Genomic DNA, 24915 nt, shown 5'->3' with positions numbered 1-24915 from the left:
TTTTTTATCATGCATCTTTTCAATCTTTACATATACATAGTGTAAAGGAGTGAAGATTATGCGAATTATAGATACCCAAAAGCCTTACGATTACAAGCGAACAATAAAAGACATACAAACACTTTTGACGTATTATCCCTATGGTTCTCTTGAATGGATAGGGTGCAGCGTGCTTGGAAAGCCGATTCCTCATATTTTAATTGGAAACGGAGAGAGAAAAGTTCATCTCAATGCGTCTTTTCATGCTAATGAATGGATTACGACAAATGTTCTTCTACAGTTTATGGAAGATTATTTAGCTGCTCTTCATTATGATCAGGCGTTGAACGGGCAAGATTCAAGAGCTCTTTTTAATCAAATTACGCTTTCTGCAGTTCCAATTGTTAACCCAGACGGAGTAGATCTGGTCTTAAAAGGTCCTGGTGTAGGTGAACCTTATGCGTCTTTTCTTTCTAAAATAGGGAGAGATTTTCCGGATTTTCAAAGCTGGAAAGCAAATATCCGAGGGGTGGACTTAAACAATCAGTTTCCGGCTTATTGGGAAATCGAAAAAAAGCGTAAAGAACCTAAAGCGCCGCATTATCGAGATTTTCCAGGCTATGAATCTCTCTCCGAACCTGAAGCTCAGGCAATGGTAAAACTCGTTGAGCGTCATGATTTTGATTGTGTAATTGCTTTACATACCCAAGGAGAAGAGTTTTATTGGGGGTATATGAATGAAGAGCCTGAGGAAGCAAAGGAACTAGCAAGCTATTTTGAAAGGGTAAGCGGTTATAAAGCTGTCAAAACGATTGATAGTCACGCGGGATTTAAAGATTGGTTTATTTTAGAAAAGAAAAAGCTGGGGTTCACCTTAGAACTGGGGAAAGGGATTAATCCGCTGCCTTTATCTCAAATATCGCGCGTATATAATCCGACTAAAGCCATTTTAGTTGCGGCAATGGATTATCTGTCTATTTAAAAAGCCACGCAAAGCATATGCTTTGCGTGGCTTTTTTAATGATGTACCGCCGGATAGCCGTGATGTATGATGGTCATCACGGTAAACCATCCAAATACACCGAATGTTAGTACCGAAAAACCAATGCCTAATATGTTTTTATTTCTCAAAGATGAAATAGCTGCAAATACGCCTAGCAATGTTGTTAGTGCAAAAATAATCATAAGACCCACTCGAAGAAACCTCCTTTAGGTAACTTAAAATTAAAGCGCTATCATTAGCTTATCCCTTCAATTGTAAAACTTTTCTAACCGTTTGTCGAGATGAAAACCAATCTTTCTTTTGCTTCTTTGGCTTAGAAAGGTCCTTACTTTCATTTATAAGATGATGTGTGTATGATAATGCATATAACGGAAATAAATTTACACAAGGAGGACACATTATGAACTATCATCGTATACCGCTAGGACCTATTCAAACGAATTGTTATGTCGTTGCTAACGAAAAAAAAGAATGTTTAATTTTTGATCCGGGAGCTCAGGGAAATCAGCTTGTTGCATTTCTCGAAAAACAAACGTATAAACCATTAGCTATTTTGCTGACACACGCTCATTTCGATCACATTGGAGGAGTAGATGAGGTGATGAATCACTACTCTATCCCGCTTTATGTACATAAAAACGAAAAAGAATGGCTTCATAATAGTGACTTAAACGGTTCGAAATTTTTTGACCTAGGAGAAATTACAGCTCCAGATGCAACCGATATTATTTCATCAAAAGGCAATTTAACAATCGGTTCATTCCAATTTGAGGTGTATGAAACGCCTGGTCATTCTCCTGGCAGCGTTTCATATCATTTCAAACCGGGTAACTTTGTAGTATCTGGTGACGCGCTTTTTGCAGGCGGCATCGGGCGCACAGATTTACCTGGAGGTAATCAAGCACAGCTGTTAGAAAGCATCGAATCGAAATTGCTGTCTCTTCCAGAAGATACGCTTGTACTAAGCGGTCACGGACCTGAAACAACTGTGGGACACGAAATGGATCAAAATCCTTTTCTAAATGGTTTTTAAGAATACAAAAAGCGATGGAAGCCCATCGCTTTTCTCTTTACTGTCCTGGTGTCATCATAAAAGTTGACCAGTACGTGAACCCCACAAAAAAGACGGTCAAATATGCTCCAAAAACGTAAATGTACATTCTTTCAGACAGCTTTAAATAACTAAGAATTACAAAAAAGCCTGTTTGAGCTAAAAAGAGTAAAGAAGTCTTATGCATGTGACCGAGGTAAAACATTACAGTGAAAATTGCTGTCCAGAACCCCATTACACGGTACATTCGTTCCACGTCCATTTCCTCCTTTATCAAACTTAGTTAGTGTCATGATGAATGTCATCGCTGTGTAAGCACTAGAAAGCACTTATAAAACTATATCGATACTTTTCCATTATAATACATCCTTTCTTTCCTGAAAACGCTATCTTTTTCTTGAAATACGACAGAAGAAAAAAAGTTATACAAAACGTATGTAAAAAACTATACAAAGGTTATACAAAACGTGTACAATGTATATAAACAATCTATAACTAAAAAACGGGAGGGTTTCATATGGAAGAAATTAAATTTTATACGTACCCGAGCTGTACATCATGTCGTAAAACGAAAAAGTGGCTAGTGAAGGAAGATGTAAATTTTAAAGAGCGTCATTTATTTAGAGAAACACCTACTCATAAAGAAATGCTTGAACTTCTTTCTATGACAACAGAAGGAATGGATGAACTTCTTGCTAAAAGAAGTCAAGAATATAAAAAGTTAAATGTTGATGTGGACAGCATGACGTTATCAGAAGTAGTCAATCTATTAATTGAACATCCTCGTTTACTTCGCCGCCCCATTTTAACGGATGGCAAAAAGCTTGTAGTAGGTTATAACGAATCTGCTCTTAAAAATTTAGTCAAGAAAAAAACAAGTCTTGCGTCTCTAGTGGTGTAAGCATACATGATGAAGAAGCTCAATTCAGTAAATAACGAATAAAAAGACAGCGTAGAGTTTTACATCACGTTGTCTTTTTTTATGTAGTCGTTTAGAGGTGTACAGAAGTTGTACATCGTGCAAACGGATTGAAGTGAAGAAAAGAAGCGTGTACTAAAAAAAATTATAAAAAATGAAAAAAGAAGAAGGAAAATCTCGAAAAAGGTCGAAATTACTGTTTCTAGATGTTTTAACAATCATCTTTATTACAAATAAAGGAGCGGTGATCGTTTGACCGAAATTGAACAGTTTGCTACTTACGTTATACGAGATGCATGTGAGTGCCGAAGTTCAGATGTGCATATTGTGCCCCGAAAGAAAGATGCTGTGATACAGCTGCGAATTGACCAGGAACTTATTTTAAAAAGTGTCATTTCAAAAGAAATGTCTGAACGGCTCATTTCGCATTTTAAATTTTTAGGCGGAATGGATATTGGGGAACGCAGAAAACCTCAAAATGGTGCATTGACAACTTCCGTTGATCACTATCAAGTAAATCTGCGTTTATCTACTCTTCCTACTTCTCATGATGAAAGTCTTGTTATTCGGCTTTTACCTCATCAACAATCTACATCTCTCAAACATTTATCTCTTTTTCCTGAACATACAAAAAAGCTTATTTCTCTCTTGAAATTCTCCCATGGATTAATTATTTTTACCGGCCCTACAGGATCAGGTAAAACCACTACTCTATACACTCTTTTACATGAAGTAAAGCATCTTTTTAACCGAAATGTTATTACACTAGAAGATCCTATTGAAAAACCGAGTGAAACCGTGCTTCAAGTGCAGGTGAATGAACGCGCAGGGATTACGTACACGACTGGTTTAAAAGCTATATTGCGCCATGACCCAGACATTATCATGGTGGGAGAAATAAGAGATAGTGAGACTGCCAAAATTGCTGTGAGAGCAGCGCTTACCGGACATTTGGTTTTGACAACGATGCATACTAAAGATACAAAAGGATCTTTGTACAGGCTGCTTGAGTTTGGCGTTAGCTTTCAAGAAATGGAACAGACTCTTGTAGCAGTAGCTGCACAGCGTCTTGTAGAAATTCGCTGTCCGCTGTGTTCTGGAAAATGCCACCCGGCTTGTAAAAAAATGAGGAAGCATCGTCAGTCCAGCATATACGAATTGCTTTATGGCAAGGAGCTTAGCGCGGTGATGAGAGAAGTGAAAGGAGAAAATGCGGATTATGATTATAAGACGCTCCGAGATGTTATTCTAAAAGGAATTGCGCTAGGCTATTTATATCCGCATTCGCTAGACGGATGGGGGTAAAGACAAATAGACAAAAAAGGTGGTCTCTGGCTCAGCAAGCAAAAATTCTGAAGCAGGTCTCTAAGCTCTTAGAAAAAGGCTACACTCTTTCTCAAGCTCTTTCGTTTTTGACGTTTCAAGTATCTAACAAAGAAAAAACGGATATTGAAAAATGTCTTGAGCAGTTAAAACGAGGAGAATCTTTACACGATGCTTTTGTTAAACTTCAGTTTCACCGTGATATTTTAAGCTATTTATATTTTGCGGAACAGCATGGAAACCTTCAATTTGCACTAAAAGAAAGTAGCTCAATGATTGAAGAAAAAGTAAGGCATCGTAAAAAATTTCAAAAGCTTGTTCAATATCCCGTATTGCTACTTCTGTTTATTCTTTCCATTTTATTTGTTTTAAGTACGGTTTTACTTCCGCAGTTTGAAGCTCTGTACTTATCCTTTGGAAACAAGCAGTCTTCGTTTATCCTCTTATTTATGCAGGCGATGTCGTTCTTTCCTTTTGTGTTACCTGCAGTCATCAGTATGCCAATCATCCTTTATTTGTTTTATGTGATTTACATTAAAAAATTGCCTCCAGTAGTTCAAATGCAGCTTTTTATGAGAGTTCCCGTTATCCGAACGTTCACACGTCTATTTAACTCGTACTTTTTTTCTGTTCATATGAGCAATTTACTAAACGGTGGTTTATCTATTTATGAATGCTTTGCTCTTTTTCAAAAGCAGGAGCATCATCCGTTTTTTCAAGTGGAAGCCTTTGCTTTTACAGATCAACTTTCCTCAGGAATGCGATTAGATCATATCGTTTCAGGTAAATCTCATTATGAAAAAGACTTGGCTCAAGTTATTGTGCATGGCCAGCAGAACGGTGAGCTTTCTCAAGAGCTGTATGATTACAGTCTATTTATGATGGAAAGAATGGAACAATTTATTTTTCGTATTTTAAAATATGTACAGCCGCTTACATTTTTATTCATCGGAATTGTCATTCTGCTTATGTATATGTCCGTTATGCTTCCGATGTTAGAAGTGATGTCGAGCTTGTAGAAAGGTGAAAGAATATGATTCTAAAAGGTAATAAAGGATTTACCCTTATTGAAATGCTCATTGTTATGCTCGTTATTACCGTGCTTTTGCTCATTATGATTCCAAATGTATTAAAGCATAATACGGTTATTAACAATAAAGGCTGCTCAGCTCTTGTCAAAACCGTAGAGGCTGAGGTACAAGTATATGAACTTGAAAACGGCGAAAAACCAAGTCTAGAAGAGCTTGAAGCAGGAGGCTACTTAAAAGAAGGTACCGTGTGTCCAAATGGTCAAGCTATTCAAATTGACGGTACCGGAAAGGTTACGGCTAGTGGTTCTTCTTAAGCAAAAAGGATTTACCCTCATTGAGATGCTGATGGTTTTATTTATTGTGCAAGTGATGATGTTTTCCATTATCGTAACCATTCGGCCGCTTGTCGAATATTACAAAATCACATTATTCTTGCGACAGCTGCAAAGTGACACGTTTTATGTGCAGCAGACAGCCATGAACCGCGAATCTCCAATTAAAATTAACTTCGCACCAAAGGGAACAGAATATATTGTTTCTGATTCTCGTGCCGTTCTTTATAAGCGCGCCTATGACTCCACCATTCATATCACGTTTGGAAGCGGCAATTCCACGATACAATACAACAAAAACGGCAATATTTCTCAAGCAAAGACTATTTTTATCAGCAGCCAAAAATTTAAATACAAAGTTACTTTTCAAATAGGTAGAGGCCGTTTTTATGTGGACAAGATGTAAGGGGCAGCAGGGCTACACCTTGTTAGAAATGCTTGTGTCATTTAGCATGCTTTTACTCCTAACCGGTACAATTATTCCTTTGTATGTTCAGATGAAGGAAGCAGAAAAGAAGCAATATGTTTCGTATCAAGCCGATGCTATCTTGCATGAAGAGCTATTGAAATATAAATATGAAGCAGGATATAAACGGCAAGAAAAAATCGAAAAAGAAAACGTTGTGTTTTATCTGAAATGGAACGGAGAAAGTGCTCAAAAGCTTTGTGTAGAATGGACAGATTCCGCTGATAAAATGAAAAAGAAGTGTGATGTGATGTTGAAGTGAAAAGTGAAAAAGGCTTTACGCTTGTAGAGATGTTAGTCAGTTTTACTCTTTTTTTGATCATTGTTTCATTTTTCCCCATTATCATTCCGCTAGCTAAGCAAACATATAATCCAGACTTTAGTATGAATGAAATGGAGTGGGAAATTTTTGTGAATCAACTTGCTATGGAATATCGAGAAGCAAAAGAAGTGAGAATTCATGCGACTACTCTTACGTTGAAAATGGAAAATAATCAGGTCATCACGTATGAACGATACGAAGACAAGATAAGAAGACGAGTGGATGAAAGCGGTCATGAAGTTGTGCTGCAGCATATTAAGAATATTATGTATGAACAGCAAAAAGAAAGGCTGTTGATTCGTTCAACAGACGGTGTTAACAAAGTTAGAGAAGAAACCATTACGACGTTTTTGATGCTTGCTTATGAAACATAATGAGCAAGGGTTTATTCTCCCGGTTGTTTTGGCATTTTGTGCGCTTTTTCTTCTGTTAGTAGCTCAGCAAACCACTTATTTTGTGACGAAAAGTTCATTTTATCAAGAAGTAGAGCAGAAAAATCGTCTGGAGCATCTTTTAGAAAACGCGGTTGTACATGTAAAAAAAGAAGTAAAAGAACATAGTAAATCTCCATCTACACCCCTAGTATTAGAAACGGGTACGGTTTCATACGAAGTAGTAAGTGAAGATGAACAGATGATTATCCTAAAAATAAAGTGTCAAACACTGCAAGGAAGAGCATTGACAGAAACCGCATATATTCAAAAAAAGGATCAACACATTGTGAAGTGGACGGATTAAGTCTCTTTCTCTCCGGATATAATAGTGCTGAGGAGATGATTATATGAAAACGAATGATTATGTAAAATATATGACTCAGCAATTTGTACAATATATGGATCAGCCAAAAGAAGAGAGGAAAACGAAAAAGATTCAAAAAAAAGAAGAGCGAGCACCTTTTGCAAACAGATGGTTTGGAATGATTCCGCTGTCGTTTATGCTGTGGTACCGAAAGAAAAAAGAAAGATGAGCATATCATATGCTCATCTTTTTTTAACCGGCTTGTGTTTTATTAAATTGACGAGACATCGTTTCGGGCGATATGTAAAATAAGCCACCGTTTATAAACTTAAATAATATAGTCGGTTCGTACAGCTCTTGAAGCGCTGTTTTTTCGGTCACATATATTTCTGGCAGCTCTTCTGCTGTTTCGTAAAAATGATCAAGAAGCGCTAAGTCTTCATACCATCTTTCCTGCGCTTTTTCTGCCCATTCAGTCGGCTGAGCTTTAACATAGTCAGTCACGTATGATGTGAGTCGTGCAATCGCACTTTTCGGCCTAATAAAAGGTGAAAGAGTAAAGCAATAGTCTGAGATTTTAGATGATAAATTTTGATTAATGATTAATTCATGAAAAGATTCAATAATTTGTCCATTGATTAAATTAATGCCAAGCGACAAGAGCTCATCTTTTTTACGATCACATTTGTACGAGACTTTAATATTTAACGCAAGCCAAGGGTGTAAAGGCTGATTTGTTGGCTGAGCTGATGCAACTTGTTCATACAGATGAATAAATCCGCCTAGCTTTTGAGTAGAAGCGAAAATTTGATGCAGCCTAGGTGAACCAAAATGAATTCGTTCTCCTTGAACAGAATCATCTTCAAACGCTGGGTCTGTAATGAAAGTGAGTGAAGCAGGATTTGCTTCTCCGCCTGTCTTTTCAACATAATGCCAATAAAATGGACGATTCATCAACTCTTTGTCAAGTTCGATCGTTAATTGAACCGTTAGATAAGATGGTGTTTCTGTGACAATAGAACAATTATTAGCTAGAAAGTAACGCTTTAAAAATTGATGAATATCAGTTTGCTGCATGCTGATCCTCCTCGCTGTCTTCGTATTGAATAATAGACGTCAAGTTCTCCATTTTGATTTTTATTTCTCCTTCACTCCGTGAATGAAATAAAATATCTTGAATATGCTCTTCGATATTTTTTAAATCAAGCTTTGTTAAAATATCATCTAACTCTCCAACAACTCGTTCAAACAGGTTTATTTTTTCGTATAACAATTTTAAAATATGTTCTTCGACCGTATGTTGAATGGCTAAATTGTAAATGTGAACATCATGTTTTTGACCTAAACGATGGACCCTTCCAATTCGCTGTTCTAGACGCATTGGATTCCACGGCAGATCATAGTTAATAATATGATGACAAAACTGAAGGTTGATTCCTTCGCCGCCCGCTTCAGTGGCAATAAATACTTGCGCGTGGCTTTCAAAAAGCTGCTTCATCCAGTCTTTTTTACCTCGCTTAAATCCTCCTCTAAACGGTACAGAGGTAATTCCATGCTGTTTTAAATACCACTGTAAATACAGTTGAGTTGCTCTGTACTCAGTGAAAATAATGACTTTGTCATCAATTTTTTGAACGAGCTCCAGAACTTTTTCTGCTTTTGCATTTTGCGGTACTTGCTGAAGTAGTTCCATTAACGGCGTAATCATATGTTCCGTTAATGCGCTGTTTTGATCTTCCTGACGTTCCAGCATGTTTTTTAATGTCATATACACCGCTTCACGGCTGCTGCAGGCCTCTCGCTGCAGGGTTAAAATTGAAAAAGCGCTTGAAGGGTGCAGTCCGTTTCCTTTAAAAGACGTAATCGCATCGTATAGCTCGCGTTCTTTTGGCGAAAATTCAACAGGAATGGTTTGCACAATTCGCTTCGTCCATTCGATACCCGTATCGTGGCGGCGATTTCGAATCATAACTTTGTTAACAAGCTCTTTTAAGTGCTCATCGTTTTGCAAAGAGCGTTTTTTAGCAGAAAATAATTCTTCAAAATAGTCTTTATTGCCGAGATGGCCAGGCTTTAAAAGAGAGACTAAGTTAAAAATTTCTTCAATTCGATTTTGAATCGGTGTTGCGGTTAGCAACAGACAAAATTTCTTTTTCAGACTTTGAACAAATTCATAGTTTTTTGTTTTGTTGTTTTTAAGTTTATGAGCTTCATCAATGATGATGAGGTCGTAGTCTTGTTCTAGCACAATTTCTCGATGAGGAGAACGTTTTGCAGTATCAATTGAAGACACAACGATGTCACACTGATCCCACACATATGATTTTCTTTGAGGGACTGCAGGAATATAAAATTTTTGATTCAATTCCATAGCCCACTGTGAAACAAGCGAAGCTGGAACTAAAATGAGAACTTTTTTAACAAGTCCGCGAATCATATATTCCTTCAAAATTAACCCTGCTTCAATCGTTTTCCCCAGTCCTACTTCATCTGCTAAAATGGCTTTCCCATTCATTGTTTCCACTACTTGTTTGGCTACTTCGAGCTGATGAGGAAGCGGCGTTAAATCGGCTAGATGCTTTGGGCTTTGTAGTCCTTCAAATTCTGAGATAAGCGTTTGGTCTTCTATTTCATAGGCAAGTTTATACAAATCCCATGCAGACCAAGGACCGTCTTGCTCCAATTTAGTTGAGAAGGCCGCTTCCCATGTTTCATCGATGTTTAATTTCACTTTCATGATAAAAATGCTCCTTTGTAAAAAATTTTTATTGAACAAATGATAAGAATCAGGTAGGATAAAAATATATTTAGAAAATTTGAAAAAGAAAATAGATTAGCACTTTACAAATGATTGTGTGAATAAAGATAGATACATCTTTCAGTAGTATGCCCAACTTTACCAACTTTATAGAAGCGAATGATGACACGGGGAGAGACTACTTGAATGTAGCGCCGAAGGAGCAAGCAATAAAATTGTGAATCTCTCAGGCAAAAAGACTCTTGTTTGACGCAGCTCTGGAGAGTGTCTATGCGTTTATAGACCACCCACGAGGCAAACCTATTCGTTTATAGGTAAACTTTCAGGTGAAAAGGACAGAGACTTCCTACTAAATACAGTAGGGGGTTTTCTGTCCTTTTTTGTTTGGATACATAGTGATCCCCACACTCTTTGAAAACTCCCCGTTATGAAAAGTTTCACGTGAAAAAGAGGAGGACATAAATATGACAACAGAATTACACAAAACGCCGCTTTATGATACCTATCAGAAATATGGTGCCAAAACAATTGATTTTGGAGGATGGGCTCTTCCCGTTCAATTTTCTTCTATTAAAGAAGAGCATGAAGCTGTACGTACAAAGGCAGGCCTTTTTGATGTCTCTCATATGGGAGAAATTCTTGTAACAGGAGCTGATAGCTTAGCTTTTCTTCAGCACACGATGACAAATGACGTTTCTACCCTTGTAGACGGAAAAGCGCAGTATACGGCTATGTGTTATGAAGACGGAGGCACGGTAGATGATTTGCTGATTTATAAAAAAGCAGATCAAGAGTATTTGCTAGTCGTAAACGCTGCTAATATTCAAAAAGACTATGAGTGGCTGGTGTCTCACAAACAAGGAGATGTAACGCTCGTTAATCAATCTGATGAAACTGCGCAGCTAGCTTTACAAGGTCCCGTAGCAGAAAAAGTTTTACAAACGTTAACGAACGAAAATTTATCTTTATTAAAGCCGTTTACATTTGCTGATGATGTAGAAGTAGCGAATGTAAAAGCTCTCGTTTCACGTACTGGGTATACGGGGGAAGATGGCTTTGAAATTTATTGTTCTTCAGCTGACGCCTCTCACTTGTGGAAGGCTATTTTAGAAGCTGGCAGTGGTGAAGGTGTGTTGCCTTGCGGATTAGGCGCTCGCGATACGCTTCGTTTTGAAGCTACTTTGGCTTTATATGGCCAAGAGCTTTCAAAAGATATTACGCCCATTGAAGCTCGAATTGGATTTGCAGTAAAAACGAACAAAGACAGCTTTATTGGAAAAGAAGTGTTAAAAGAACAGCGTGAAAGCGGGGCACCTCGTAAGCTGGTAGGAATAGAAATGATTGATAAAGGTATACCAAGACACGGTTACGAAGTATTTGCAGATGAAGAACAAATTGGATTTGTGACAACAGGTACACAGTCACCGACATTAAAGAAAAACATCGGTCTAGCACTATTGTCAGCAGAGTATACAGAGCTTGGTCAAGAAGTGGAAGTGCAGGTTCGAAAAAAACGCTTAAAAGCAAAAGTGGTTTCAACACCTTTTTATAAACGTTCAAAGTAAGCTTTGGGGAGGAATTTAACATGTTACATCGCTATTTACCAATGACAGAACAAGATCAGCAGCAAATGTTAGCAGCAATTGGTGTTTCATCTGTTGATGATTTATTTTCAGATATTCCGCAGCGCGTTCGTTTTCAAGGAGAATACAATATTAAAAAAGCGGCTTCAGAGCCTCAGCTGTTGAAAGAATTAAATAGTATGGCTGCTAAAAATGCTCATTTAAAAGACTATGCTTCTTTTTTAGGAGCAGGAGTTTACGATCATTACATGCCGGTTATTGTTGATCATGTTATTTCTCGTTCAGAATTTTATACGGCTTATACTCCGTATCAACCAGAAATCTCTCAAGGAGAACTTCAGGCCATCTTTGAATTTCAAACAATGATTTGTGAGTTAACGGGGATGGACGTGGCTAATTCTTCTATGTATGACGGAGGAACTGCTTTAGCAGAAGCCGCTATGCTCAGTGCGGGTCAAACAAAAAAGAAAAAAGTACTTGTCTCTGCGGCTGTTCACCCTGAGTCAAAAGATGTTTTAAAAACGTATGCGAAGGGTCAATACATTGAAGTGGTAGAAATCCCTGCAGCAGACGGAGTAACAGATATGATTGCATTAGAAAAAGAGATGGGGAGTGACGTGGCAGCTGTTATTGTCCAATACCCAAATTTCTACGGACAAATCGAGCCGTTAAAAGAAATTGAAGAAATTACTCATCAAGAAAAATGCATGTTTGTCGTTTCAAGCAATCCTTTATCATTAGGTTTACTTACGCCTCCTGGAGAATTCGGAGCGGACATCGTCATTGGAGATGCACAGCCATTTGGTATTCCAAGTCAATTTGGAGGCCCGCACTGCGGATACTTTGCAACTACGTCTAAGCTTATGCGGAAAATTCCAGGGCGATTAGTAGGGCAAACGGTGGATGAAAACGGTAAGCGAGGGTTTGTATTAACGCTTCAAGCGCGTGAACAGCATATACGCCGCGATAAAGCAACGTCTAACATTTGTTCAAATCAAGCGTTAAATGCTTTAGCAGCATCGGTTGCCATGACAGCTTTAGGCAAGCAAGGTGTAAAAGAAATGGCGCTGCAAAACTTATCAAAAGCGCATTATGCATATGAAGCGTTAAAGGCAAAAGGAGTAAATGTAGCATTTGAAGGAGCGTTTTTTAACGAACTAGTCGTGAAGCTTCCTGTTTCGGTAGCAGAAGCAAACAATCATTTATTAGCATCAAAAATAATTGGCGGTTATGATCTTAGCCGTGATAACCAATCGCTTGAAAATCACATGCTGCTTGCTTTTACAGAGCTCCGTACAAAAGAGGAAATTGACCAACTTGTAAATGAATTGGGGGATCTTCATGCTTAATCAAAATCAATCACTTATTTTTGAAAGCAGTAAAGAAGGGCGAATCGGCTATTCATTGCCGGAGTTAGATGTGCCGCAAGTAAATGCTGAAGAACTGCTTGGAAAAGCGTATGTGCGTACCGAAGCTCCTGAGCTTCCTGAAGTATCAGAACTTGATATTATGCGTCACTACACCGCGCTTTCAAAACGAAATCACGGAGTGGACTCAGGGTTTTATCCGCTTGGTTCATGTACGATGAAATATAATCCAAAAGTGAATGAACAAGCAGCACGCATTGCTGGATTTGCGCATATTCATCCGCTTCAAGATGAGCAAACGGTTCAAGGTGCTCTCGAACTTTTATATGATTTACAAGAGCATTTAACAGAAATTACGGGAATGGATGAAGTAACACTTCAGCCAGCAGCAGGTGCTCACGGCGAGTGGACCGGGCTTATGATGATTCGTGCCTATCACGAAGCAAATGGTGAGACGCAGCGAACAAAAGTCATTGTTCCAGACTCAGCTCATGGAACGAACCCGGCTTCGGCAACAGTTGCGGGATTTGAAACGGTAACGGTAAAATCAAACGAACATGGTTTAGTGGACTTAGAGGATTTACGCCGCGTAGTGGGAGAAGATACAGCCGCTTTAATGTTAACAAACCCAAATACGCTAGGGTTATTTGAAGAAGATATTTTAGAAATGGCTGAAATTGTTCACGCAGCAGGTGGGAAACTTTATTATGATGGTGCAAATTTAAACGCAGTATTAAGTAAAGCTCGCCCTGGAGATATGGGGTTTGACGTTGTGCATTTAAACCTTCATAAAACGTTTACAGGTCCTCATGGAGGAGGCGGTCCTGGTTCTGGTCCGGTAGGGGTAAAAGCAGATTTAATTCCGTATCTGCCTAAACCAGTGCTTGTGAAAACAGAACAAGGCTACCACTTCGACTATAACCGTCCTCAGTCAATTGGACGCGTAAAGCCGTTTTACGGCAACTTCGGTATCAACGTTCGCGCTTATACGTATATTCGTTCAATGGGTCCAGACGGCTTAAAAGCCGTAACGGAAAATGCTGTGTTAAATGCCAACTATATGATGCGTCGTTTAGCAGAGCACTATGAGCTGCCGTTTGACCGTCACTGTAAGCACGAATTTGTTTTATCAGGAAAACGTCAGAAAAAGCTTGGCGTGCGCACATTGGATATTGCGAAACGACTGCTTGATTTTGGCTATCATCCGCCGACTATCTACTTCCCGCTTATTGTAGAAGAGTGCATGATGATCGAACCAACGGAAACGGAGTCGAAAGAAACGCTGGATGCGTTTATCGATGCGATGATTCAAATTGCAAAAGAAGCAGAACAGACGCCTGAACTTGTACAGGAAGCTCCGCATACAACGGTTGTGAAGCGCCTTGACGAAACGCTGGCAGCGAGAAAACCAGTTCTTCGCTATCAGAAAGAACAGGCTGTTCAAAACGTCTAACAAAAAACCTCGCTCAAAGGCGAGGTTTTTCTATATACATATCATTATTTTTTCTTTTTCACTTTACCGTTCCACATTTTGAAGCCGCCTTTTAAATCATAGATTTCTTTAACACCGTGGCGACGAAGCATTTGTGCTGCGCGTCCTGTGCGCATTCCGCTTTGACAATAGATGTAGACAGGCTGATCTGGACGAAATTCTTTAATGCGCATACGGAACTGTGAAAGAGGAATATTTCGTGCGCCTAAAATATGTCCGTTTTCGAATTCATTCGGTTCACGAATATCAACTAGCTGTGCCTTGCGGTAGCCGCTGCGGAATTCTTCTTCAGTTAACGTTTTCATAATGCGACGTTGGACAAAGAACATAACGACAGAGTATATGATGATTATTCCAAGTAAAATGAGTACTGCTGTAATTGGTGACATGCTGATTCTTCCTTTCTTCGACAAAATCCATACTCTTATTATATAAGTGAATGAAATTAGAAGTAAAGCGATTTTGCCTTGAATCTAGCGGATTTCTTCCCGAAAATGAAAAAACTACCACATTTGAATTCACAGTTTTATGTTGCTCTTTGCTTTTCCTTAGCCCAATCTTTTGGTAGACTAAAAAACGGATTTATTTTTTATATTACATATAGCTGAGGATGAGGTAGATGAAAGCAAAGTGGAGATTTATTGATTCCAACAACCGTTCGCCTTATTACAATATGGCGTTAGATGAAGCGTTATTAGAATGGCATAGTAAAGGAGAAATTCCACCTACGATTCGTTTTTACGGATGGAACCCTCCAACGCTGTCGATCGGTTATTTTCAAAAAGCTGAAAAAGAAATTAACTTTGATAAAGTAAAAGAATTAGGACTAGGCTTTGTGAGACGTCCAACGGGCGGCAGAGGCGTGCTTCATGATGAAGAGCTTACTTACAGCGTAATTGTATCTGAAGAGTATCCTAACATGCCTAAGACAGTTACAGAGGCATATCGCGTCATCTCGGAAGGTTTACTGGAAGGATTTCGTTCGTTAGGGCTCGAGGCTTATTTTGCTATTCCTCGTTCAGAAGAAGAAAAAAATAGCTTAAAAAACCCTCGTTCATCCGTGTGTTTTGATGCTCCTTCTTGGTATGAACTAGTTGTAGAGGGCCGCAAAATTGCTGGAAGTGCCCAAACTAGACAAAAAGGAGTTATTCTACAGCACGGCTCTATTCTGTTAGAGATTGATGAAGATAAATTATTCAGCGTGTTTAATTATCCAAATGATCGCGTGAAGGAAAGAATGCAGCGCGCATTTCGTTCTAAAGCGGTAGCCATCAATGCAATTGCGGGCCGCAAAATCCCTATTGAAGAAGCGAAAGAAGCGTTTTACAAAGGATTTGCTTTGGCTCTTGATATTGATTTAGAACCGTATACGCTGTCTGAAGAAGAGGAAGCATATGTAGAAGAACTAGCGCGAACAAAGTACGGATCGGATGAATGGAACTTTAAGCGCTAAACGGATGCCCATGGGAAATAGATAAAAGTGCAACTTCTATAAGTTGCACTTTTTATTGGAATTTTTAGAAATAATGCTTGGCTAATAGAATACATGGGGAAGAAAAGTCAAACACTTTTTTTGCGAAAAAAAAAATATTTCACTTGACACCTTTCTATATGTAGATGTTTGGTCGAGTGTCAAATACTATATATTGAATTCGTCCAAGCCGTGTGGTAAGTTATTGATAGTTGATTGAAAAACTCTTTTTCCTTTAAAAGGAAAAAGAGTTAATAAATTTATAGATGTTCGATAAGTAAGGAGTTGTGAGAATGACTGTTTTGTTAAATCAAAAAGTGAATATGAATGTTGAAAAGCTCAATTCAGATATTGAACGCTTTCCGCAAGTACATCCGATTACACCGGATATGAAGTTGACTCATAAAGGTGTTTCAAGATTGGTAATGTTAGACCGCTATGCGTTTAAAGATACGGAAAAATTAACGTTATCAGAAGGAGATTTTGTTGTTCTAACTGTAAAGGAAGATCCAAAATTTCCAGCACGAGGACTTGGCTATGTGGAAAGCATTAATTTTGAGCAAAAGGCCGCTGTTGTCAAGGTAGAAGATGAGTTTAGAGGTGCTTTATCGCCTGAAGAAGCAGAAAACGGGTTAATTACTCGTTCGCTAGATGTCATTGAAAAGCCTCTAGAAGTCTTCTACGAGCAAATTGCAAAACGTAATGCAACAGGATTAGCTTCTGTGGAAAAAACAGAAGAAAAGCGCAAAGAGTGGTTTGAAAAGTTCTATCAAGAGCTTGTTCAGCTAAACTTTGTACCAGCTGGCCGCGTTCTTTACGGTGCAGGTGCTGACACAGACGTAACGTACTTCAACTGTTACGTAATGCCTTATGTAAAAGATTCACGTGAAGGTATTTCAGAACACCGCAAACAAGTAATGGAAATCATGAGCCGTGGAGGCGGTGTTGGAACGAATGGTTCAACTCTTCGCCCGCGCAACACGCTCGCTCGCGGTGTAAACGGCAAATCATCTGGTTCGGTTTCATGGTTAGATGATATTGCTAAACTGACGCATCTTGTTGAGCAAGGTGGGTCGCGCAGGGGAGCTCAAATGATCATGCTTGCCGACTGGCATCCTGACATTGTAGAGTTTATTATTTCTAAAATGCAAAACCCTCGCATTTTACGTTTCTTAATTGAAAACACAAATGACGAAATGATTAAAAAGCACGCGCAAGATAAATTGAAGTTCACGCCGCTAACAGAGTCTGAAGAAGCGATGTACCAAGGAATCATTAACTATAAACAAATTCCTGGTCTTGGTGGGTTCAGTGAAAAAATCATTAAAGATGCAGAAGAAAAGCTGCAAACAGGCGGAACGTACAGCGTTCATAACTCAGAGTTTTTAACAGGAGCAAACATTTCTGTATGCTTAACAAAAGATTTCATGGATGCTGTTGAAAACGACGGAGAATACGAACTTCGCTTCCCAGACGTAGAAAGCTATTCAAAAGAAGAAATGGCTAATTACAATGAAAACTGGCACGAAGTAGGCGATGTGCGCGAATGGGCAAAACAAGGAAACAAAGTTCGTACGTACCGTACTATCCGTGCAAAAGAGCTATGGAACTTAATTAATATTTGTGCAACGTACTCAGCTGAACCAGGCATTTTCTTCTTCGACAATGCCAATGACATGACAAATGCTCAAGCATATGGTCAGCACGTTGTTGCAACAAATCCATGTGGTGAACAACCACTTGCACCATTCTCCGTCTGCAACTTAGCTGCTGTTAACTTAGCGCAAATGGCAGATAAAGAAATGAAAACAGTTAACTTTGAAAAGCTACGTCAAACAGTTGAAACTGGCGTTAGAATGCAAGATAACGTTATTGATGCAACTCCTTATTTCTTAGAAGAAAACCAAAAGCAAGCGCTTGGCGAACGCCGCGTTGGTCTTGGTGTAATGGGTCTTCACGATCTTCTTATTTATTGTGAAACAGAGTACGGCTCTGACAAAGGCAATGAGTTAGTAGATAAAGTGTTTGAAACAATTGCAACAACGGCTTACCGCGCGTCTGTAGAGCTTGGAAAAGAAAAAGGAAGCTTCCCGTTCTTAGTGGGCGAAACAGATGCTGAAACGGCTTCTTTACGTGAAGCATTCACAAATACAGGCTTCATGAAAAAAATGCCTGAAGATATTCGTGAAAACATTAAAGAGCACGGTATTCGAAACTCTCATCTACTAACAGTAGCGCCAACAGGCAGTACTGGAACAATGGTTGGAGTATCAACGGGTCTTGAACCTTATTTCTCATTCTCATACTTCCGAAGCGGCCGTTTAGGTAAGTTTATTGAAGTAAAAGCTGATATCGTTCAAGAGTATTTAGATCAGCATCCAGAAGCAGATCCAAACAATCTCCCTGAATGGTTCATTTCAGCTATGGAACTTGCACCACAAGCTCACGCGGACGTGCAATGTGTGATTCAGCGCTGGATTGACAGCTCAATTAGTAAAACAGTAAACGCTCCTCGCGGTTACACGGTAGAGCAAGTTCAAAAAGTGTACGAACGTCTGTATAAAGGCGGAGCAAAAGGCGGTACGGTGTACGTAGACGGAAGCCGTGATGCACAAGTCTTAACGCTAAAAGCAGAAGAAAATACATTTGATGAAGAAATTGAAGCGCCAAAAGAAGAAACGAAACCGCACGTGGTGTTAGTTGATACAATTAACGAAATTCGTTCAACTGATGTGACAATTGGTTCTGAAGTAGGCAATACTTGTCCGGTTTGCCGTCAAGGAACGGTAGAAGAAATGGGCGGATGCAACACATGTACAAACTGTGGTGCACAGCTGAAATGCGGCCTTTAATTTTGAACATGATTGACTAGTAAAAGCTGACTCAAACGAGTCAGCTTTTATTATGTATAAAAATGGGGCATAAATAAGAAGCGGGATCGAACGGTTCTTGTATTTGAATAAGCATTGTAGTATGATTTTAATTGAATGTCTTTTATCCAGTTTTATCTTATGACATCGCTTTATTTACACGTTTTTTTCACATAGATTATCAAACATGAACACGATATCACTATAAGAAACAGACATTTATGACTTATTATTAGCAATACATAATATTAATTGGGGGAGATTTCATGCCTACACCGAGTATGGAAGATTATATTGAACAAATATATATGCTAATTGAAGATAAAGGATACGCTCGAGTGTCTGATATTGCTGATGCATTGGCGGTTCACCCCTCATCTGTAACGAAGATGGTTCAAAAACTAGACAAAGATGAGTACTTAATTTATGAAAAATATCGAGGCCTTGTTTTAACAGCTAAGGGACAGAAGATTGGAAAACGTCTTGTTTATCGCCACGAGCTTTTAGAGCAGCTATTGCGAATTATTGGCGTGGATGAGAAAAATATTTATGATGACGTAGAAGGAATTGAACATCATTTAAGCTGGAATTCCATTGATCGAATTGGAGATTTGGTTCAATACTTTGAAGAAAATCATAACCGTATTCAAGATCTTCGCAATGTACAAAAACGAAATGAAGAAGAGCAGAAATTATAAGAGAAAAGCAGCGGCCAATAGCGTCACTGCTTTTTTCTTTTTATCATAACTTGTTGCTGAGTCGACTACAAATGTAGAGTGGGTAGTTTGGAGGAGAGGCTGTGTACGTCGACGGAGTGTTTTCAGGTGGCGGTATTAAAGGGCTTGCACTGATTGGCGCGTTACAAGCTCTAGAGGAAAAAGGCTTGATCTTTCGGCGGTTAGCCGGAACGAGTGCGGGTTCCATTATTTGTGCATTTGTAGCAGCCGGTTATACAAGTGAAGAAATTGTTGAAATGATGAATGAAATTGAGTTATCTTCTTTTTTAGATCAAAGAATGTCTTTTTTACCATCAAGCTTGACAAAGTGGCTGTTTTTATATTGGAAAATGGGATTATATAAAGGAGAAAGGCTTGAAAAGTGGATTGCTGAGAAACTGCGGAGCAGAGGAATTCGTACATTTGCTGATTTGCCTGATCAGTCGCTGCGTATTATTGCTTCAGATTTGACCAACAGTACGATGCTTGTTCTTCCAGATGATTTGCCTAAATATCAAATCGACCCGAATCGCTTTTCTGTAGCAAGAGCCGTTCGAATGAGCTGCAGCATTCCATATTTTTTTGAGCCGGTTAAATTAAAATCTACTCCAAGCAGTTTAATAGTCGACGGGGGCGTGTTAAGCAACTTTCCAATTTTTCTCTTTGATGATGATAAAAGTCTTAAGAAACGACCGGTAATTGGTGTGAAGCTGAGCCCGAAGGACGAAGAGAGAGAACGGAATAAAATTAAAAATGCCGTTGGTTTATTCAGTGCGCTTTTTGAGACGATGAAAGATGCGCACGATGCAAGACATATTTCAAAACGTCACGAAAAAAATATTATCTTTTTACCTGTTAATCAAGTTTTTGCGACAGAATTTACTCTCACAGAAGAACGGAAAGAAGAGCTGATTGCGTTTGGCAAAAAGCGTACAAGGGCATTTTTGAAAAAATGGTGCTATTAAAAAAACAAGGAGGCTCTTCTCCTTGTTTTTTTAAAAGAATGCTCTATTTTTCTTTTTTCCTTTTTTACCTTCGATGACGGTCAAGTGTGAGTTGTTTTTCTTTTTCTTTAGCGGTTTCGTTGATTTGGATACCGGGCGCTTATTTGAGCTTCGGTACGTATGCATATCAACTTTGTTGCTTCCTCGCTCTTTTTCTTTTTGACGCAGTTTCGATTGCTTTACTGCGCGCACATAGCCTCTATCTTGACCTTTTGTCTGAGAAGGGCGGAGAATAAACCGATAAACTAAGTAAAACAAAATGATAAACAGAAAAATATAACCTGCTTGACGTAATAAAACAGCTGGATCTGTAATCAACGTAAATGCAAAGCCAATGACTCCTAACCCGATTAGACCATATACAAGTGGTTTCACGAATGGACGTCTCATTTTGTTCACCTCCTAAAATAGTAAAAAAAGAAAGCAAAACGGTGTGGATTAGACAACTTGTTCGTCAGTGGTAGAAGAAAGTTCATTTTCAACGCGTAAAAGTTCTTTAAATGAAGCAATCGCAACTTCAACTTGATCATCTTTTGGTTCTTTGGTTGTTAAAAGCTGAAGCCATAAACCGGGATAACCTAAAAAGCGAAGAAGAGGGACATGACGAACTTTATTGGTTAACTGTAACACTTCAAATGATAAACCAAGGACAACTGGAATTAATGCAAGGCGATCCACAATTCGTAACCAAAGAGGATCCGTTGGAACGAGTAGGTAGACAAACATTCCTACAACTACGGTAAAGAGGATAAAGCTACTTCCGCAGCGATAATGAAGTCGAGATTGTACTTGAACGGCTTCTACCGTAAGTTCAGCATTGTTTTCATATGCATTAATGACCTTGTGTTCTGCTCCATGATATTGAAACACCCGTTTAATAAGTGGCGTTTGTGAAATCACATAAATATAGCCAAGGAGCAATAATAGTTTAAATACTCCTTCAATAAAAACTTGAGCTACACTTGAAGTGAAAACAGGACGTGTCAATTGTGCTAAAAACACAGGAATCAATGTAAATAGTACTTTCCCGAAAAGAAAGGATATTACACCAATAGTTGCAACGCCAAATATTAAAGATAGTTTTGATTCTTTTTTCTCTTTTTGTTGTTCTGCTGCTACTTGAGCATCATCTTCTGGATTCACGTCATAGCGTTCAGAGGAAAAGTTCAAGTGCTGCGTACCGTTTGCACTAGCTTCAACAATAGCTGCAATTCCTCTTAAAAAAGGAATTTTTTTTAAAGCAGTGAGTACGGAATTTGATTTTCTTTTTGAATGAAAATAATCAATAGATTGATCTTTGCGGCGAATAGCCGTTACCATCATACGTTTGCCACCGAACATGACACCTTCTATAACGGCTTGACCACCATACGCAGGTTTTTGTAATTTAGACATTTCAGGCACCAACCTAACTTAACTAGACTTCTTAGTATTTTATATTCTACAGCAAAATCAAATAAACCTCTAGGCGGATGCATGTTATCTAGTTTAGCCAATATTTTTCATCTCCACACCCTCGTTATGAATTTTTTTCCTTTCATTTATAAAAATTGTTTATAAAACTCTGTGCGAAGTAGTTTTAAAATATCTCTTCGATATCAGGCTCCCTTCTTGCGTATAGGAAGAGTAATAAACGTAAAAACTTAGAAATGAGTCGGTAGGAAATGAGAAAAAAGTTCATACTACATCAAGAGGTGATTAATATGTCAGAACCTAAAGAACAGCATGAAAAAAAACAGGATAACCACCCTACGCATAAACAGGAAATGTCTTTTTTATTTAAAGCTATCTTTATTTCCTTTTTTGGAGGGGTTTTCTGGAGCTTTATTGGCTATTTAAATTATCTGTTTAGCTTTAGCATTATCAATCCAAATATGCTTTTAGATCCATGGGCATTAGGTGATTGGAAGGATAAAGGAATAGGTGTTATCGTCAGTATTTTTCTTATAGGGGTATTATCTATTGTTGTCGGGTTGTTATACTACGTCCTATTAAAGAAGTTTAAAACAATTTGGATAGGTTTTGCCTACGGCTTATTATGGTGGGGAATTGTATTCGTTGTTTTGAACCCGCTCTTTCCCAACTTAAAAACAATTGGAGAGCTTCCAGCTAACACGATTATTTCATCCCTCTGTATTTATATTTTATATGGTGTATTCATTGGATATTCCATTTCTTTTGAAGCGGCAGAGCTTCAAACAAAAGATGAGTCTACAGATTTTCAAACGGCGAATAAGTAGTGTGAATGTTTCAACGTATGCTAATATATTCTGTATAATGATTTAAAAAGAAAAATAAAGTGCAAATTCACATAAGTGAGCTGCATAAAGGGTTCGTAGTAGGGGAGAGTGTTGAAGTAAGATGAATAAGATTTTAGTAATAAACGGTCCTAATTTAAATCGTTTAGGCGTACGCGAACCAGCGGTATATGGGACAGATAATCTTCAAAATCTTGAAGAGAGGCTTCAGCGAGCAGGCAGAGACCACGGAGTAGAAGTTGAGTGCGTACAGTCTAACCATGAAGGTGTAATTATCGACTGGATTCACGAAGCGGATGAGAAGTTTGATGGTATTATGATCAATCCTGGGGCTTTTACTCACTACAGTTATGCCATTCGAGATGCGATTGCCAGTATATCTGTTCCCGTTATTGAAGTGCATATTTCGAACGTACATAAGCGTGAAGAGTTTCGCCACCATTCGGTGACGGCACCTGTTACGCATGGTCAAATTGTTGGGTTAGGTTTATACGGATATGAGCTTGCCCTGCAGGCACTTTTACAATTAAGGGGGAAATAAAATGAAAATCGAAAAACTACGCGAACAGTTTTCAAAATTGAATGTAGATGGTGTTGTAATTACAAGCGAATATAACAGACGCTATATGACTAATTTTACAGGATCTGCAGGTGTCGTTATCATTTCTGAAGACAAAGCGGCATTTGTAACAGATTTTCGTTATGTTGAACAAGCAACTAGTCAAACAGAAGGTTTTGATATTGTTCAGCACAAGGGTCCTATTGTAGAAGAAGTAGCAAATGTAGTGAAACAATTTGGAATTAAAAAGCTTGGCTTTGAACAGAATTATGTTACATATGGACAGCATCAATTATTTGATAAGCATATCGGCGCGGAACTTGTTCCAATCTCGCACGCAATCGAAAACTTACGCTTGATAAAGAGTGACTCAGAGATTAAGATATTAAAGGAAGCTGCAAAAATAGCAGATGCAGCATATGAACATATTTTAACCTTTGTTCGTCCTGGTTTAACAGAGCTTCAAGTGTCTAATGAACTGGAGTTCTTTATGAGAAAACAAGGCGCAACATCTTCATCTTTTGATACAATTGTTGCTTCAGGGCATCGCGGGGCTTTACCGCATGGTGTTGCTTCTGACAAAGTAATTGAAAAAGGCGAACTTGTAACGCTTGATTTTGGCGCATACTATAATGGTTACTGTTCAGATATCACACGAACATTTGCCGTCGGTGAAGTAAGTGATAAGCTAAAAGAAATTTATAATGTCGTACTGCAAGCACAGCTTAACGGAATGAACGGCATCAAAGCAGGTATGACGGGTAAAGAAGCAGATGCGCTAACGCGTGATTATATTACAGAACACGGATACGGCCAGTATTTTGGACATTCGACCGGTCACGGCGTAGGGTTAGAAGTACACGAAGGCCCATCGCTTTCTGTAAAATCTACAGATGTACTGCAGCCAGGTATGATTGTAACCGTTGAACCAGGTATTTACATACCAGACTTAGGGGGCGTTCGTATTGAAGATGATACGGTCGTCACAGCAGAAGGTAATGAGGCATTATCGCACTCATCAAAAGAGTTCATTATTTTATAAAATGTAGGAGGATTTCTTCATGATTTCAGTAAATGATTTTCGTACAGGTTTGACAGTAGAAGTAGACGGAGGTATTTGGCGTGTAATGGATTTCCAACACGTAAAGCCTGGTAAAGGCGCTGCATTCGTTCGCTCAAAACTGCGTAACCTTCGTACAGGAGCTGTGCAAGAAAAAACGTTCCGTGCAGGTGAAAAGGTAGGAAAAGCTCAAATTGATAATCGTAAAATGCAATATCTATATGCAAGCGGCGATCAGCACGTATTCATGGACAACCAGTCTTATGAGCAATTAGAGCTTCCGGCGAGTGCAATTGAATATGAGCTAAAATTCTTAAAAGAAAATATGGAAGTAGCAATTATGATGTACCAAGGTGAGACATTAGGTGTTGAACTTCCAAACACAGTTGAGCTTAAAGTAACAGAAACTGAACCTGGTATTAAAGGTGACACAGCTTCTGGCGGTACAAAACCGGCAACTGTTGAAACTGGTTTAACAGTAAACGTTCCGTTCTTCGTAAATGAAGGTGACGTATTAATTATCAACACAACAGACAGCAGCTACGTATCACGCGCGTAATTCGGTCGTGTAAGCAAGCTGCAAACACACAAAAAAGGCAGAGAATCATTCTCT

29 protein-coding genes and 1 riboswitch are annotated in these 24915 nt (G+C 38.7%); of the genes, 22 read left to right on the top strand and 7 right to left on the bottom strand.

Going from position 1 to position 24915, the window contains the following annotated elements; translation table 11 throughout:
* The first annotated feature begins 58 nt into the window (after nt 1-58).
* Nucleotides 59-961, top strand: a complete 903-nt coding sequence (locus N178_RS24565) for a M14 family metallopeptidase (RefSeq protein WP_045295439.1) — start codon at nt 59-61, stop codon at nt 959-961.
* A gap of 35 nt (nt 962-996) precedes the next feature.
* On the opposite strand, the gene N178_RS26465 is transcribed toward N178_RS24565, so the two are convergent.
* Complete coding sequence (locus N178_RS26465; protein ID WP_028411614.1) at nt 997-1173, bottom strand: DUF2759 domain-containing protein; 177 nt, start codon at nt 1171-1173, stop codon at nt 997-999.
* Nucleotides 1174-1382: 209 nt separating this feature from the next.
* On the opposite strand from N178_RS26465, the gene N178_RS24555 reads away from it, so the two are divergent.
* The gene (locus tag N178_RS24555; RefSeq protein WP_045295438.1) at nt 1383-2015 is read left to right on the top strand and encodes an MBL fold metallo-hydrolase; all 633 of its coding nucleotides are present in this window, start codon (nt 1383-1385) and stop codon (nt 2013-2015) included.
* Between the two features lie 37 nt (nt 2016-2052).
* On the opposite strand, the gene N178_RS24550 is transcribed toward N178_RS24555, so the two are convergent.
* The gene (locus tag N178_RS24550) at nt 2053-2289 is read right to left on the bottom strand and encodes a DUF2626 domain-containing protein (RefSeq protein WP_013059179.1); all 237 of its coding nucleotides are present in this window, start codon (nt 2287-2289) and stop codon (nt 2053-2055) included.
* 261 nt (nt 2290-2550) lie between these two features.
* Between N178_RS24550 and N178_RS24545 the strand changes: the two genes are divergently transcribed.
* The 9 genes from N178_RS24545 (at nt 2551) to N178_RS24505 (ending at nt 7393) form a co-directional block, all read left to right on the top strand.
* Nucleotides 2551-2934 carry a Spx/MgsR family RNA polymerase-binding regulatory protein gene (locus N178_RS24545; protein WP_013059178.1) on the top strand — a complete coding sequence of 128 codons (384 nt, stop codon included), beginning with the start codon at nt 2551-2553 and terminating at the stop codon, nt 2932-2934.
* Nucleotides 2935-3204: 270 nt separating this feature from the next.
* Nucleotides 3205-4257 (top strand): competence type IV pilus ATPase ComGA, encoded by a 1053-nt coding sequence (gene comGA, locus N178_RS24540; protein WP_045295437.1) that lies wholly within the window; start codon nt 3205-3207, stop codon nt 4255-4257.
* Nucleotides 4248-5294, top strand: a complete 1047-nt coding sequence (gene comGB, locus N178_RS24535) for a competence type IV pilus assembly protein ComGB (RefSeq protein ID WP_013059176.1) — start codon at nt 4248-4250, stop codon at nt 5292-5294. The genes comGA and comGB overlap by 10 nt, the downstream gene beginning before the upstream one ends.
* 14 nt (nt 5295-5308) lie before the next feature.
* Nucleotides 5309-5620 (top strand): competence type IV pilus major pilin ComGC, encoded by a 312-nt coding sequence (gene comGC, locus N178_RS24530; RefSeq protein ID WP_016765560.1) that lies wholly within the window; start codon nt 5309-5311, stop codon nt 5618-5620.
* The gene (comGD, locus tag N178_RS24525; protein ID WP_016765559.1) at nt 5607-6044 is read left to right on the top strand and encodes a competence type IV pilus minor pilin ComGD; all 438 of its coding nucleotides are present in this window, start codon (nt 5607-5609) and stop codon (nt 6042-6044) included. Before comGC ends, comGD begins: the two co-directional genes overlap by 14 nt.
* Nucleotides 6028-6366, top strand: a complete 339-nt coding sequence (locus N178_RS24520; protein ID WP_045295436.1) for a type II secretion system protein — start codon at nt 6028-6030, stop codon at nt 6364-6366. The genes comGD and N178_RS24520 overlap by 17 nt, the downstream gene beginning before the upstream one ends.
* Nucleotides 6363-6800, top strand: a complete 438-nt coding sequence (gene comGF, locus N178_RS24515; RefSeq protein ID WP_045295435.1) for a competence type IV pilus minor pilin ComGF — start codon at nt 6363-6365, stop codon at nt 6798-6800. Before N178_RS24520 ends, comGF begins: the two co-directional genes overlap by 4 nt.
* Nucleotides 6790-7164, top strand: a complete 375-nt coding sequence (comGG, locus tag N178_RS24510; protein WP_045295434.1) for a competence type IV pilus minor pilin ComGG — start codon at nt 6790-6792, stop codon at nt 7162-7164. The genes comGF and comGG overlap by 11 nt, the downstream gene beginning before the upstream one ends.
* A 43-nt stretch (nt 7165-7207) precedes the next feature.
* Complete coding sequence (locus tag N178_RS24505) at nt 7208-7393, top strand: YqzE family protein (RefSeq protein ID WP_013059170.1); 186 nt, start codon at nt 7208-7210, stop codon at nt 7391-7393.
* Between the two features lie 23 nt (nt 7394-7416).
* Here N178_RS24505 and N178_RS24500 read toward each other — a convergent pair whose 3' ends face one another.
* Both N178_RS24500 and N178_RS24495 read right to left on the bottom strand, forming a co-directional pair.
* Nucleotides 7417-8241, bottom strand: a complete 825-nt coding sequence (locus N178_RS24500; RefSeq protein WP_045295433.1) for a YqhG family protein — start codon at nt 8239-8241, stop codon at nt 7417-7419.
* Nucleotides 8228-9901, bottom strand: a complete 1674-nt coding sequence (locus N178_RS24495; RefSeq protein ID WP_014458233.1) for a DEAD/DEAH box helicase — start codon at nt 9899-9901, stop codon at nt 8228-8230. The genes N178_RS24500 and N178_RS24495 overlap by 14 nt, the downstream gene beginning before the upstream one ends.
* 180 nt (nt 9902-10081) lie before the next feature.
* Nucleotides 10082-10174, top strand: a riboswitch (glycine riboswitch).
* Between the two features lie 212 nt (nt 10175-10386).
* Between N178_RS24495 and gcvT the strand changes: the two genes are divergently transcribed.
* Genes gcvT through gcvPB form a run of 3 tightly spaced genes read left to right on the top strand, consistent with a single transcriptional unit; the run spans nt 10387 to nt 14325 of the window.
* Entirely contained in the window at nt 10387-11487 is a 1101-nt protein-coding gene (gene gcvT, locus N178_RS24490; RefSeq protein WP_045295432.1) for a glycine cleavage system aminomethyltransferase GcvT, read from the top strand.
* 20 nt (nt 11488-11507) lie between these two features.
* Nucleotides 11508-12854, top strand: coding sequence for an aminomethyl-transferring glycine dehydrogenase subunit GcvPA (gcvPA, locus tag N178_RS24485; protein WP_045295431.1), 1347 nt, complete (start codon nt 11508-11510; stop codon nt 12852-12854).
* A complete protein-coding gene (gene gcvPB, locus N178_RS24480) occupies nt 12847-14325 on the top strand; it encodes an aminomethyl-transferring glycine dehydrogenase subunit GcvPB (RefSeq protein ID WP_045295430.1) in 1479 nt (492 codons plus the stop codon). Before gcvPA ends, gcvPB begins: the two co-directional genes overlap by 8 nt.
* A 44-nt stretch (nt 14326-14369) precedes the next feature.
* Here gcvPB and N178_RS24475 read toward each other — a convergent pair whose 3' ends face one another.
* On the bottom strand, nt 14370-14753 hold the full coding sequence (locus N178_RS24475; protein ID WP_045295429.1) for a rhodanese-like domain-containing protein: 384 nt from the start codon (nt 14751-14753) through the stop codon (nt 14370-14372).
* 230 nt (nt 14754-14983) lie between these two features.
* Between N178_RS24475 and N178_RS24470 the strand changes: the two genes are divergently transcribed.
* The 4 genes from N178_RS24470 (at nt 14984) to N178_RS24455 (ending at nt 20386) form a co-directional block, all read left to right on the top strand.
* The gene (locus N178_RS24470; RefSeq protein ID WP_045295428.1) at nt 14984-15817 is read left to right on the top strand and encodes a lipoate--protein ligase family protein; all 834 of its coding nucleotides are present in this window, start codon (nt 14984-14986) and stop codon (nt 15815-15817) included.
* A gap of 311 nt (nt 15818-16128) precedes the next feature.
* Nucleotides 16129-18687 carry a vitamin B12-dependent ribonucleotide reductase gene (locus N178_RS24465; RefSeq protein ID WP_045295427.1) on the top strand — a complete coding sequence of 853 codons (2559 nt, stop codon included), beginning with the start codon at nt 16129-16131 and terminating at the stop codon, nt 18685-18687.
* A gap of 284 nt (nt 18688-18971) precedes the next feature.
* Nucleotides 18972-19403 (top strand): transcriptional regulator MntR, encoded by a 432-nt coding sequence (gene mntR / locus N178_RS24460; protein WP_013085004.1) that lies wholly within the window; start codon nt 18972-18974, stop codon nt 19401-19403.
* 101 nt (nt 19404-19504) lie between these two features.
* A complete protein-coding gene (locus N178_RS24455; RefSeq protein ID WP_016765549.1) occupies nt 19505-20386 on the top strand; it encodes a patatin-like phospholipase family protein in 882 nt (293 codons plus the stop codon).
* 30 nt (nt 20387-20416) lie between these two features.
* Here N178_RS24455 and N178_RS24450 read toward each other — a convergent pair whose 3' ends face one another.
* Together N178_RS24450 and N178_RS24445 are read right to left on the bottom strand one after the other, a co-directional pair.
* Nucleotides 20417-20815 carry an SA1362 family protein gene (locus N178_RS24450; protein ID WP_013059160.1) on the bottom strand — a complete coding sequence of 133 codons (399 nt, stop codon included), beginning with the start codon at nt 20813-20815 and terminating at the stop codon, nt 20417-20419.
* A gap of 48 nt (nt 20816-20863) precedes the next feature.
* Nucleotides 20864-21820, bottom strand: coding sequence for a DUF1385 domain-containing protein (locus N178_RS24445; RefSeq protein WP_045295426.1), 957 nt, complete (start codon nt 21818-21820; stop codon nt 20864-20866).
* A 308-nt stretch (nt 21821-22128) separates the two neighbouring features.
* On the opposite strand from N178_RS24445, the gene N178_RS24440 reads away from it, so the two are divergent.
* The 4 genes from N178_RS24440 to efp all read left to right on the top strand — a co-directional run bounded on the left by N178_RS24440 (nt 22129) and on the right by efp (nt 24861).
* Nucleotides 22129-22665 (top strand): YqhR family membrane protein, encoded by a 537-nt coding sequence (locus N178_RS24440; protein ID WP_045295425.1) that lies wholly within the window; start codon nt 22129-22131, stop codon nt 22663-22665.
* A 121-nt stretch (nt 22666-22786) separates the two neighbouring features.
* Nucleotides 22787-23224, top strand: coding sequence for a type II 3-dehydroquinate dehydratase (gene aroQ, locus N178_RS24435; RefSeq protein WP_045295424.1), 438 nt, complete (start codon nt 22787-22789; stop codon nt 23222-23224).
* A 1-nt stretch (nt 23225) separates the two neighbouring features.
* Nucleotides 23226-24284 (top strand): M24 family metallopeptidase, encoded by a 1059-nt coding sequence (locus N178_RS24430; RefSeq protein WP_045295423.1) that lies wholly within the window; start codon nt 23226-23228, stop codon nt 24282-24284.
* A gap of 19 nt (nt 24285-24303) precedes the next feature.
* Nucleotides 24304-24861, top strand: coding sequence for an elongation factor P (gene efp, locus N178_RS24425; RefSeq protein ID WP_013059155.1), 558 nt, complete (start codon nt 24304-24306; stop codon nt 24859-24861).
* Nucleotides 24862-24915: the final 54 nt, after the last annotated feature.

The sequence above is a fragment of the Priestia aryabhattai B8W22 genome (assembly GCF_000956595.1).
Lineage (GTDB): Bacteria > Bacillota > Bacilli > Bacillales > Bacillaceae_H > Priestia > Priestia aryabhattai.
The sequence above is the reverse complement of the archived record's forward strand: the minus strand, read 5'-3'. Positions and strand labels throughout refer to the sequence as shown.

Excerpts from the sequence above, each read along its gene's own strand:
- N178_RS24565 (WP_045295439.1), top strand. The coding sequence starts at position 59 with ATGCGAATTATAGATACCCAAAAGCCTTACGATTACAAGCGAACAATA.
- N178_RS24555 (WP_045295438.1), top strand. The coding sequence starts at position 1,383 with ATGAACTATCATCGTATACCGCTAGGACCTATTCAAACGAATTGTTAT.
- N178_RS24545 (WP_013059178.1), top strand. The coding sequence starts at position 2,551 with ATGGAAGAAATTAAATTTTATACGTACCCGAGCTGTACATCATGTCGT.
- comGB (WP_013059176.1), top strand. The coding sequence starts at position 4,248 with ATGGGGGTAAAGACAAATAGACAAAAAAGGTGGTCTCTGGCTCAGCAA.
- comGC (WP_016765560.1), top strand. The coding sequence starts at position 5,309 with ATGATTCTAAAAGGTAATAAAGGATTTACCCTTATTGAAATGCTCATT.
- N178_RS24520 (WP_045295436.1), top strand. The coding sequence starts at position 6,028 with ATGTGGACAAGATGTAAGGGGCAGCAGGGCTACACCTTGTTAGAAATG.
- comGG (WP_045295434.1), top strand. The coding sequence starts at position 6,790 with ATGAAACATAATGAGCAAGGGTTTATTCTCCCGGTTGTTTTGGCATTT.
- N178_RS24505 (WP_013059170.1), top strand. The coding sequence starts at position 7,208 with ATGAAAACGAATGATTATGTAAAATATATGACTCAGCAATTTGTACAA.
- N178_RS24500 (WP_045295433.1), bottom strand. The coding sequence starts at position 8,241 with ATGCAGCAAACTGATATTCATCAATTTTTAAAGCGTTACTTTCTAGCT.
- N178_RS24495 (WP_014458233.1), bottom strand. The coding sequence starts at position 9,901 with ATGAAAGTGAAATTAAACATCGATGAAACATGGGAAGCGGCCTTCTCA.
- gcvT (WP_045295432.1), top strand. The coding sequence starts at position 10,387 with ATGACAACAGAATTACACAAAACGCCGCTTTATGATACCTATCAGAAA.
- gcvPA (WP_045295431.1), top strand. The coding sequence starts at position 11,508 with ATGTTACATCGCTATTTACCAATGACAGAACAAGATCAGCAGCAAATG.
- gcvPB (WP_045295430.1), top strand. The coding sequence starts at position 12,847 with ATGCTTAATCAAAATCAATCACTTATTTTTGAAAGCAGTAAAGAAGGG.
- N178_RS24475 (WP_045295429.1), bottom strand. The coding sequence starts at position 14,753 with ATGTCACCAATTACAGCAGTACTCATTTTACTTGGAATAATCATCATA.
- N178_RS24470 (WP_045295428.1), top strand. The coding sequence starts at position 14,984 with ATGAAAGCAAAGTGGAGATTTATTGATTCCAACAACCGTTCGCCTTAT.
- N178_RS24465 (WP_045295427.1), top strand. The coding sequence starts at position 16,129 with ATGACTGTTTTGTTAAATCAAAAAGTGAATATGAATGTTGAAAAGCTC.
- mntR (WP_013085004.1), top strand. The coding sequence starts at position 18,972 with ATGCCTACACCGAGTATGGAAGATTATATTGAACAAATATATATGCTA.
- N178_RS24450 (WP_013059160.1), bottom strand. The coding sequence starts at position 20,815 with ATGAGACGTCCATTCGTGAAACCACTTGTATATGGTCTAATCGGGTTA.
- N178_RS24445 (WP_045295426.1), bottom strand. The coding sequence starts at position 21,820 with ATGTCTAAATTACAAAAACCTGCGTATGGTGGTCAAGCCGTTATAGAA.
- N178_RS24440 (WP_045295425.1), top strand. The coding sequence starts at position 22,129 with ATGTCAGAACCTAAAGAACAGCATGAAAAAAAACAGGATAACCACCCT.
- aroQ (WP_045295424.1), top strand. The coding sequence starts at position 22,787 with ATGAATAAGATTTTAGTAATAAACGGTCCTAATTTAAATCGTTTAGGC.
- N178_RS24430 (WP_045295423.1), top strand. The coding sequence starts at position 23,226 with ATGAAAATCGAAAAACTACGCGAACAGTTTTCAAAATTGAATGTAGAT.
- efp (WP_013059155.1), top strand. The coding sequence starts at position 24,304 with ATGATTTCAGTAAATGATTTTCGTACAGGTTTGACAGTAGAAGTAGAC.